Annotated in this window: 9 protein-coding genes; 2 read left to right on the top strand and 7 right to left on the bottom strand. The window is 72.7% G+C overall.

All coding sequences use genetic code 11. The annotated features are described in order from the left end of the window. Complete coding sequence (locus ACWCQM_RS08795) at window positions 1-1116, bottom strand: alpha/beta hydrolase-fold protein (RefSeq protein WP_450914582.1); 1116 nt, start codon at window positions 1114-1116, stop codon at window positions 1-3. Between the two features lie 255 nt (window positions 1117-1371). On the opposite strand from ACWCQM_RS08795, the gene ACWCQM_RS08790 reads away from it, so the two are divergent. Next, window positions 1372-1584 carry an MbtH family protein gene (locus ACWCQM_RS08790; protein WP_450914581.1) on the top strand — a complete coding sequence of 71 codons (213 nt, stop codon included), beginning with the start codon at window positions 1372-1374 and terminating at the stop codon, window positions 1582-1584. A 48-nt stretch (window positions 1585-1632) separates the two neighbouring features. After that, window positions 1633-2154: a GNAT family N-acetyltransferase gene (locus ACWCQM_RS08785; RefSeq protein WP_450914580.1), complete on the top strand. Its 522-nt coding sequence runs from the start codon at window positions 1633-1635 to the stop codon at window positions 2152-2154. Window positions 2155-2255: 101 nt separating this feature from the next. On the opposite strand, the gene argB is transcribed toward ACWCQM_RS08785, so the two are convergent. The 6 genes from argB to ACWCQM_RS08755 all read right to left on the bottom strand — a co-directional run bounded on the left by argB (window position 2256) and on the right by ACWCQM_RS08755 (window position 8923). Beyond that, window positions 2256-3185 carry an acetylglutamate kinase gene (argB, locus tag ACWCQM_RS08780; protein WP_450914579.1) on the bottom strand — a complete coding sequence of 310 codons (930 nt, stop codon included), beginning with the start codon at window positions 3183-3185 and terminating at the stop codon, window positions 2256-2258. A 64-nt stretch (window positions 3186-3249) separates the two neighbouring features. Continuing rightward, a complete protein-coding gene (locus ACWCQM_RS08775; protein WP_450914578.1) occupies window positions 3250-3903 on the bottom strand; it encodes an isochorismatase family protein in 654 nt (217 codons plus the stop codon). 206 nt (window positions 3904-4109) lie between these two features. After that, complete coding sequence (locus ACWCQM_RS08770; protein WP_450914577.1) at window positions 4110-5576, bottom strand: hypothetical protein; 1467 nt, start codon at window positions 5574-5576, stop codon at window positions 4110-4112. Window positions 5577-5813: 237 nt separating this feature from the next. Then, window positions 5814-5897, bottom strand: a complete 84-nt coding sequence (locus ACWCQM_RS08765) for a putative leader peptide (protein ID WP_443333127.1) — start codon at window positions 5895-5897, stop codon at window positions 5814-5816. Between the two features lie 162 nt (window positions 5898-6059). After that, complete coding sequence (locus ACWCQM_RS08760; RefSeq protein WP_450914576.1) at window positions 6060-6917, bottom strand: triphosphoribosyl-dephospho-CoA synthase; 858 nt, start codon at window positions 6915-6917, stop codon at window positions 6060-6062. A 266-nt stretch (window positions 6918-7183) separates the two neighbouring features. Further along, window positions 7184-8923, bottom strand: a complete 1740-nt coding sequence (locus ACWCQM_RS08755) for an FAD-dependent oxidoreductase (protein WP_450914575.1) — start codon at window positions 8921-8923, stop codon at window positions 7184-7186. Window positions 8924-8949: the final 26 nt, after the last annotated feature.

Genomic DNA, 8949 nt, shown 5'->3' with positions numbered 1-8949 from the left:
CTACTGATCCAGCGCCCAGGCGACATCCCTGAGCAGGGCGTGCCGCCAGCCGGCCCGGTCGTGCCCGGACGGCGACCGGGAGACCCGCACGGTCGCACCGGCCTCCCGGGCCAGGGCCTCGGCCGCCTCGCAGTGGGGCAGCATCCGCGCTTCGTGTTCCCCCACGTCGCACGCGATCCGGAGCCCGGTCACGTCGGGGCGTTCGCGCAGACGCGCGGCGAGGGCGCCGCCGGCCGGACCGCCCAGGGGGTCGGGCCGGCCCGGTGCCCCGGGCTCCCACCACAGCGAGGGCGACTGGAGGGCGACTCGGGACACCAGGTCCGGGAACTCCAGCGCGGCGTACAGCGCGCTCAGCCCGCCGAGGCTCTGCCCGGCGACCACCAGCCGGCCCCAGTCGGCGTGGACTCCGGACTCCGCGACCAGCGGCGGCAGTTCGTCCCGGACCGCCTCCCAGAGCTCGGGCCTGCACGCGAACTCGGCCTCCCTGTCCTTGGCCGGGAGGAAGACGAGGGTGACCGGGGGCAGATCGCCGGCGGCGACGGCCGAGTCGAACGCGGCCATGGCCGGATGGAGATACAACCAGTCGTCCCCGTCGAGAAGCAGGATTACCGGCCCGCCGCCGCCCGCCGGGTGCACCCGCACGGTGCGCCGCCCGCCGAGCCGCTCGCTCGCCCAGCGGACCCGGGTGCGGGGCAGGGGCAGCACGTCGTCGGGACCGACCACCGGCCAGTGCGGCTGCGGCGGGGCGTCCGGCGTCGCCGCCAGGGAGCGGTCACCGCCCGCACCCGCCGGGTTGAAGGGGTCGGCGTACGCGGCGCCCCCCGCTCCGTCGTCCTCGATGAACTGATAGGTCACCCGCAGCCGCGCGGGCATGGGCACCTCGGCGTACCAGCAGTCCGTGACGCCCCACCGGCGCAGGGGCACGGGGTCCGACCAGCTCTCGAAGCCGATGCTCGCGGGTGACCCGCGCCGCAGGAACAGCGTCACCCAGCCGCCGCCCTCGACGGGCCGCGACACGGGTGTCCGCACCCCCGCCCAGAACGCGTCGGTGCCGGGCGCACCGGACAGTCCGAACGCCTCGAAGGCGTGCTCCACGTCCGCGGAGCGCGCGGTCACGGCCGGCCGCCGGCGCTCCGGAAGGACCTGCCGGAAGGCACGCCCAAGCTGTCCGCGTCGCGGACCTGATCCAACACCCGGCGCATGAACATCTCCTTGTGAGCGGCAAGTTGAGAGGCTAAGCTCGCGTCGATTAGGCGAGCCTAACCTAATCACGTCTCGTGCTTCCATACCGGCCGAACGCCCGCCCGAAGACGTGGCGCCCACCCTCGACGGCGCCGCCCCGGCCCGTCGGACCCGAGGAGGAACTGCGGAATGAGCACCAACCCCTTCGACGACCCCGAAGGCCGCTTCCTGGTCCTGGTGAACGACGAGGGCCAGCACTCGCTCTGGCCGTCCTTCGCCGAGGTGCCCGGAGGGTGGAGGACCGCCTTCGAGGAGAACACCCGGGACGCCTGCCTGGACTACGTCGAGACCCACTGGACCGATCTGCGCCCCCGGTCCCTCGCCGGGCAGTCGGAGGCATGACCTCCCCGGCGTGTCGATGTCGGCAGCGGAACCTGAAGAGGACACGTCTTGATCACGGTCACGCGGGGCCCTGCCCCGGTACGGCACGGGCGACTCGCGCCGGCACTCCTGCTCCGCCCGGCCCGTGAGTCGGACGCCGCCGCGCTCGCCGGCCTGGCGCGGCCCTTCGTACGCTCCGGGGCCCTGCGGGAGAGGCCCGTCTCGCTGTACACCCTCCACGTGGCCGACTTCCTCGTGGCGCAGGCGCCCGACGGCGCGCTCGAAGGGTGCGTGGGCCTGCGGACGTATCCGGCGGGGACGGCTGACCGCGCGGGCTCCCCGGGCGTCCTGTACAACTTCTGTGTGGCGGGCCACAGGCAGGGGCGCGGCGTGGGAGCCGGGCTCCTGCGTACCGCGCTGGCCATGGCCCGCGCTCAGGCGCTCACCGGCCTGTTCACGGCCACGACCGGGGACGGCGCACTGTTCCTGCGCCATGGATTCACGCCAGCGCACGCGGGGTCGGCGCCCCCTTCCTGGGCCGGGTCCCTGGACCCGCGCCGCAACGCACGGGTGCTCGCGCTGAGGCTGTGAGCACCGGCCGCCCGGAGCCCCTGGACTCCCGGGGGCGCTGGTTGCCCCGAGCCCTCGGACTCCCGGGCCGGCCGGATTCGTCGGTCTGCGGACCGCGTACGTCAGCCGCGGCCCGCGGCGGGTGCGAGGCGCGCGGCCCCGGTCCCCTGGTCCTCGCTGCGGTCCGGCACCACAGTGGTGCCGGGGCTGACCTCGTCGAGAACGCCGCGCAGCACCGCGTGCGGCACGCGGCCGTCGAGCACGTGGGCCCGGCGGACACCTCCCCTGACGGCCCGTAGGCAGCCCTCCATCTTGGGCAGCATCCCGCTCGCCAGCCCCGGCAGGAGCGTATCCAGCGCGTCGGCGGTCAGCCGCTCGATCACCTCGGTGCTGCGAGGCCAGTCCGCGTACAGCCCTGCCACATCGGTGAGCATCACGAGCCGCTCGGCACGGAGCGCCACGGCCAGGGCGGACGCGGCGAGATCGGCGTTGACGTTGTAGACCTGCCCGTCCTCGCCGCGTGCCACGGGGGAGACCACGGGGATGTGCCCCTGCTCCAGGAGCGTGAGCAGCATGCCCGGGTTCACGTCCACGACGTCGCCGACGAGGCCGATGTCCACGGGCCGTCCGTCCACCCAGGCCGGCCGTCGCACCGCCGTCATCGTGTGCGCGTCCTCGCCCGTCATCCCCACCGCGTACGGGCCGTGCCTGTTGATGTGGCCGACGAGTTCACGCTGGACCCCGCCCGTCAGCACCATGCGAACCACCTGCATGGTCTCCGGGGTGGTTACTCGCAGACCCGCCTCGAAGCGGCTCTCCAGGCTCAGGCGGTCGAGCATCGTGTTGATCTGGGGCCCGCCGCCGTGCACCACGACGGGGCGCAGGCCCGTGCGCCACAGGTCTACGACGTCCTGGGCGAAGGTCCGTTGGAGGGCCGCGTCCACCATGGCGTTGCCGCCGAACTTGACGACGACCGTGGCGCCGCGCGGGGCGGGCGGCCCGGCGGAGGGATCGGCGTCCTCGCGTTCCGTGACGAGCGGTCTCGGTCTCATCTCTCTCCATCCCGTTCGCGCGTCGTGAGTGCCGGCGTGTCCGCCTCGTGCCGTCCGCGTAAGGTCACGTGTTCTTCGTCCTGTCGCGCGTGCGGAGTTCCCGCGCCAGGGAGTCCGTCAGCCGGACCGTGCCGCTGCGCGCGACCCAGCGAAGGGCCATGGCGTGGTCCTCGGCGGAGAGGTCGGCCACCGCGTCCGCGACGACGAACGGCTGTATGTCGTGCATGAAGGCGTCCGCGGCGGTGAGCAGGACCCCCAGGTGAGCGTGGACCCCGCAGATGATCAGCTGGTCGCGGTTGCCCGAACGCAGCAGAGTGCCGAGATGGCTGCCGAGGGAGGCGTTGTGACGGGTGCTCGGCAGCAGATGCTCGCCGGGGCGGGGTGTGAGGGGCGCGATGATCGCGGCGGCCGGCCCGTCCTCGATGCCGGGTCCCCACACGTCGGCGACGAGCCCGCGCCGGTGCGGTGTCTGCCCGGCGGGCTCCGCGGTGAAGACGACGGGGATGCCGAGGGTCCGGGCGGTGTGCCGCAGCGCCGTGATGTTGTCGACGAGCTCGGTGACGGGGGAGGGCCCCCGCCGGAACGCGCCGACGAAGTGGTTCTGCATGGTGTGGACCAGCAGCACGGCACGGGCGGGATCGGCGGTCCAGCTGACCTGCGTCCGGGGGAGGGCGGCGCGGTCGGGCATCGGACAGGAACCGAGGGAGGGCATGTTCATGGGCCGGCTTCCTCCCCCGGGGCGGCGCACACCACTGGGCACCTGCGGTCGTTGTTAGGTTACCCTAACCTAAATGACGGCCGCGGTGGTAGAGGGCGGCGAAGGGCCCCGGTGGTGGCCGGCGTGTGCTCAACCGGCCACCCTCCGGGGCGTGTTGCAGAAATGCTGGCCGTGGCGGGCAGGCCGGCCCCGCCCGCCACGGGGGCTCACTCCGCGGTGATGCGCAGAACGCCCGTCACGGTGCCCTGGAGATAGGCCCCGTCCCGTGTGATCGTGCCCGCCATCTGCAGGCTGTCGTACAGCGATCCCACCCCGACCTGCGCCGAGCGCTTGATCTTCCCGTCCGCCGGATCGATCTGCACGTAGCGGTACGGGTCCAGCAGGCTCGTCCCCTTGGTGCCCGGGATCAGCGGGTCGCGCACCACCGTGTGCAGGAGTCCGTCGGCCGTCGACAGCTTCGGGACGGCGGCCGAACGCAGGGCGTTGTCCCACACCAGCGAGCAGCCCGTGCCGTCCGCGCGAACGTCCACCCGGGACAGGCCACCCGCGAAGTCGGCCGAGGCGGGCACACTGGTGCCCGCCCCCTCCGGCACGGCCGGGTACGGGTAGCCGTACGTTCCGGCCACGAAGACGCTGCGGCCGATGCCCACCGGGGAGTTCTCGCTGCCGGGACCGGCCGCGGCCTTGAGCACCGGGACCGAGCAGACGTCCGAACCGTCGGATGTGCGGTAGACCTTGAGGTTCGCCGAGGCGTCGGCGTTGTCGACGATGGCGACGTACTCCGTACCGCTGCCCGGACCGAAGAACGTCGGGGTCGATCCGCTGCCCCAGCTCAGCAGACCCGGCTTGCGGGCGGTGCCCCTGTCGTAGGCCTTGCGCCAGACGATCTTCGGGGTGCCGTCGGCGGCGGAGGTCAGGAGGTAGGTGGCGTGGGTGGTGGTGACCGCCGTGCCCTCGGGGGCCGTGGAGATGCTGTTGGCGACCCGCTCTCCCGCCGGCAGGGCGAGGGTCTTCACCGTGCCGGTGGTGTCGTCCGCCGTGCCGACCACACCACCGCCCGTGGCGAACCAGACGCGTCCCTGCCAGTCGGGTGACAGCCCGGTGACCGCGTCGTCCGCCGGAATCGCGGAGGCCAGGGAGAGGCTCCGGTCGACCGTCAGACTCCAGTCGCCGTCGCTGTCCTTGTGGTGTCCGACGCGGAGCAGGCTGCGGCTGCCGTCCGCGACGACCAGCCGGTCCTGGTGGTCGATATACGCGTACACGCCGCCCAGCAGCGAGCCCTTGGTCAGCTTCAGCGTGGTCAGGGAGGAGCCGTCGGCCGGGTCGAGGAGATGGACGGTGGGCACCTGGCCGAAGATGGGGGTGCACAGCGCCACCGGATAGCCGTCCGCCCCGACCAGCACGGTCGGGCACGCCGACGCGAGCGCGGCACGCGAGGAGTCCAGCGTGCCCGCGCCGGGACCGGCCAGCGGTGTGGTGTCGGAGGAACCGGTGTCCCCGTGCATCGTCGCGGTGCCGTCAGGGCCCGCGTAGGGGTTGTGCGGAGGTGTCGGGCCGAAGGACCCGGCCGTGACCGCCGAGGCGGAGCCGGCGCAGGCGAAAACGAGGGCCGCGAGCAGAGCGCCGACGGGCTTCCATGGAACGGCTCGGCGGAGGCCGGGGGAAAGAGACACGGTGGGAGGGTCCTCTCTGGGGCACAGGGATGCCTGGATGGCAGGAGTACGCACGCCGACCGCGCGGTGGGGCAGGGCGGATCGGCCGGCCGGGGACCGCGACGCGAGCACGGCGGGGACCGCTCGCGGAGCGGGGAACCGTCTCAAGGGCGGCACACGGCAGCGCATCCGCGGCAGAAGCGCGGATGCGAGGACGCGGGGATGCGGAGGCGGGCGCGAAGGGGCCGCCTCGTACGGTCAGCCCGCGTGGAGACAGAGCGCGCCTGCGGTACGCACGAGATCGACGTGACGTCGTCGCGTGAGACTCTGGCAGCGCTTCATGTGCATGATCAAAGCAGTACGGCTGACACCTGGTCAAGGCCGCGTGTGCTGAGCGCGGACACGGCGGTGCGCGCCGGTCCCGCGCGGCGGCCCGAGCGCCGGTGTGCTTCCCCTGCCTGCCTGCCTGCCTGCCGACGGCCGGCAACCGACGGCCGGCGGCGCCTACGACCCGAGGAGCCGAGCCGTCCGCGCGGGGCGTCCGGCGCGTACCGGCAGCGCGTCCGCGAACAGCGCCCCGGCGAGCAGCCCGGCACTGCCCCTCGGAGTCCATCCGCGCACGCGGAGATCGGCGTCGAGAGCCGCCAGAGCCGTCGCCCCCGCGTCCGTCGCCGAGCCGCCCGCTTCCAGGACGCCACGGGCCCCCGCCTGGACGTGGCGCAGTCCCAGGGGGCCCGCACTGTGGAACAGTTCGGTGTCCTGGAGCGTGGACATCACCGTCAGAAGGGCGTCCAGTTGGGCCCGGTCCTCCGTGGCACCCGCCGTGCGGGCGGTGGCGAGCGCGGTCAGCGCGCGGCGCACGTGAGGGAATCCGGCCCTGCCCTCGCCCCTCGCCCCGGCGGCGCCGTACGTCGCCGAGACGGAGGCGCCGCGCGACGGCCTGCGGGGCGCGCCCCGGTCGGGGTGCGCCACGATCCGCCGGGTCAGGACCGCCACATCGGCTGCCGGTGCGTCCGGCTCCAGGGCCGCCGCCGCGACCAGGAGGCCTAGCGTCCAGAGCGCGCCGCGGTGGCCGCCGCCCGCGAGGTCCACCGAGTGCTCGGTGGACCGTCCGATCGCGCCCAGCTCCGCCCGGAGTCCGGGCGTGGGCGCACCCGCGCGGCGGGCAGCGGCCGCCATCGCGGCGAGACCCGGTTCGAGCGCCCTGGCCGACCAGCGCACCGCACGGTGATCCCGGTGGGCCGCTCCCGCACCGAGGTCCCGGGGGTCGGGCAGGCCCGGCTTGGGACACAGGGCGACCTGCCGGGTGAGGGCCTCCACGGCCGTTCGTGCGAGCACGAGGTCCTCGCGGCCGTTGTTCATGACCCTGCCAAGCCGCGATGCCCAGGACGTGGAGGCGGCGGACGGAGAGGCAGTGCCGCTCGGGGTGGCCGCCGTGCCACCGGAGAGGGCGATGGCAGGGCTCCGGCTGATCCGCTCGCCTCTTGGTGTCCGCTCATGGTCCGACGGTAGGTGGGCAGTCTGTCAGAGAAGGGGGAGGCACCTGTGAGAGCGCTGTGACTCCTCCGCCCGTGAGCCTGCGGCCCCGCCCCGGTGGTTCTGCTGCTCCGCTACTCGCTCCGCGCGTATCAGCGCTCGCCGTTCCGGCTCGCGGCCGGCTGGAGCCCTCCCGCGCGCTCGGCGGCGTGCGCCGCGATGTCCCGGCCGACCTGGTAGCCGAAGACCATGGCCGGTCCGATGTTCGCGCCGTATCCCGGGTATCCGCCGCCGAAGACACTGACGGCGGCCGTACCGACGGCGTACAGACCGGGTACGCCCTCGCCGGTGGAGGAGACGACTTCGCTCCGGCCGTTCACGGAGAGTCCCGCGTAGGTGCCGAGATCGCCCATCTGGATCTTCACGGCGTAGTAGGGAGCCTTGTCGATGGGCGCGAGGTTGGGGTTGGGCTTGTGCTCCATGTCGCCCTTGAAGTGGTGGAACCAGTTCGAGCCGCGCTTGAACTTCACGTCCCGCCCCAGGGCGGCGTCCGCGTTGAACTCCTCCAGGGTTTCCCTCAGTGCCGTGGCAGGAACATCGATCTTCGCGGCGAGCTCCGCCACCGACGCGCCCTCGACCAGGTAACCGACCTTCTTGTAGTACCAGGCGGGCAGCGGCCAGGGCTTGGCGTACCCGATGCCGTAGGTGTGCATCGCCTTCCTGTCGGCGACGATCCATCCGAACGTGTCCCGCTCGCCCGCGTCCTCCTTGATCATCTCCACCCCGAAGTCGTGGTACGAGTACGACTCGTTGGCGAACCGCTCGCCCTTGCGGTTGACCGCGATCAGCCCGGGCAGGCCGAACGCGCGCAGATGCGGGAAGATCCGGTCCTGGCCGCGCAGGTTCTTCCAGACGGTGACGGGCCCCCAGGAGGCGGGCTGGTGCGGCCGGGTGTCGAGCACACCGCCGTGCGGCTCGGCCAGGAAGTAGCTGTCCCCCTGGTGGCCGATGGTCGGTGTGAAGTGGTTGTCGCCACGCGGGTCGTGCCCGAAGGCCTGGGTGCGCAGCCTGGCGTTTCCCGAGAAGCCGCCGGCCGCTATCACGACGCCGTACCTCGCGCGGACGGTGCCCGACCGCGGGCCGGTGATCACCGCGCCGTTCACCACGCCGTCCTCGTCCTTGAGGACCTCGGTGACCTTGGTGTCGGTCCACATCGGGATGTCCATCGCTCCCGCGCTCGCCAGCATGCGCGTCATGAGTGCGTTGCCGTTGGTACGGGTGAACGCGCGCCGGAACAGGCCGCGTTCGGCCCAGGTCCTGACCAGGCGCTTCGTGACGTACAGGAACGCCCTGGCGGACCGGTTGGCCTTGATGAACGTCGCGATGTCCGGGCCGATCTCGGGCATGTAGCCGAACACGGTGTATGTGTAGAGGTACGGCTGGACGCGCAGCCGGTTCTTCTTCAGCATCCGGCCGTCGGCCTTCTTCACCGTCAGGGCCCGGCCGGACTTGCGGGCGCCCGGGGTGTCCATCTGGTAGTCGGGTGCCGTCTCCGGGTAGTGGAACTCGACACCGGCGTCGTTCTCGAAGAAGTCGAGCGCCTCGGGCACCAGGTCGAGGAACGAGCCGACCGCGTCCTGATCGTAGGACTCACCGGCGAGGGCCTTGATGTAGGTCTCGGCCTCCTCGCGGGTGTCTCCCTCGGCGACGCCCTGCTTGTTGCCCGGCACCCAGAGCCAGCCGCCGGAGACGGCCGTCGTACCGCCCAGATACGGTTCCTTGTCGACGACCAGGACGTCCAGGCCCTGTTGCTTCGCCTTGAGGGCGGCCGAGATCCCGGCGGCGCCGGAACCGATGACGAGGACGTCGTACTCGTAGGTCTTGTCACTCATGATGTCCAACTTTCGCGGCTCGGAAC

The organism is Streptomyces sp. NPDC002125 (assembly GCF_053593715.1).
The sequence above is the reverse complement of the archived record's forward strand: the minus strand, read 5'-3'. Positions and strand labels throughout refer to the sequence as shown.